Here is an 856-nt window from a genome sequence, read left to right as displayed (position 1 = left end):
CACCCGCGGCATCCGCGGCATCCTGGGCGGCGCAGGCAGCCCCCGCCCCGAAGGTCCACAAGGCCAGCAGCGCAAGCACGGCCCAGGCCACCGGCGCACGCAGTGGCGCAAACAACGGCGCAGGCAGGAACGCACCGGCATGCCGCCGTGCGCGCACGAAAAACATGTTCATGGGCTCTCCCGTCATGGTCCGCCCCGCCCGAAGGTTCCGGGCGGGCTTGATGGTGCGTCGGGTATGGCGTCCGGCTTCCCGCGTCATGCAGAGCGGGCAAGGTGGGCACAACAGGCGCCCCAGTCACCCCAGTCGCCACAGTCACCGCACCGTCGCCACCGTTCTCAGCTCCGCCGGGCGAACCGCACGAGGCCGTACTGGCGGTCCGGGTCGGACCAGACCATGTCCACCTCGAACCCCTCCGCCTCGCCCAGCGCCCGCAGGGTGCTGAACCGTTCCTGATGGCCATGGCCCGACCAGTGGCGGTGCACCATGGCTATCTCGTCGTCCGTCAGGAAGTGCCACCGGGCGCGGCCCAGCGAGGCCATGCGGGCCAGCATGGCCTGCCTGTCCTCGTCCTCGCCCATGACCGGGTCGTGCGCCAGAATCATGCCACCGGGGGCCAGCAGCCGGTGCGCCACCCGCAGAAACTCCGCCTTGAGCGGGGTGGACAGATGATGCAGGAACAGGCCCATCCAGATCACGTCCACACTGCCTTCCGGGCCATCCAGCACCTGGCGGTAATCGCCCTCCACCAGCCGCACCGGGCAGCCCAGCCCGGCCAGGCTCTCGCGCGCCGTGACCAGCGCCGGGGCGCTGGTATCCACCCCGGCATAGGCGGCCACCGGCACCCCGCACAGGGCG

The 856-nt window shown here is 71.3% G+C and carries 1 protein-coding gene; it reads right to left on the bottom strand.

Annotated features, from left to right (window positions below; genetic code table 11):
• Positions 1 to 336: 336 nt before the first annotated feature.
• Positions 337 to 856: class I SAM-dependent methyltransferase (locus FVW27_RS17570; protein ID WP_167127685.1), on the bottom strand; the 520-nt coding region annotated here is incomplete at its 5' end.

This window comes from Nitratidesulfovibrio liaohensis, assembly GCF_011682075.1.
In the GTDB taxonomy this organism is placed as follows: domain Bacteria; phylum Desulfobacterota; class Desulfovibrionia; order Desulfovibrionales; family Desulfovibrionaceae; genus Cupidesulfovibrio; species Cupidesulfovibrio liaohensis.
The sequence above is the reverse complement of the archived record's forward strand: the minus strand, read 5'-3'. Positions and strand labels throughout refer to the sequence as shown.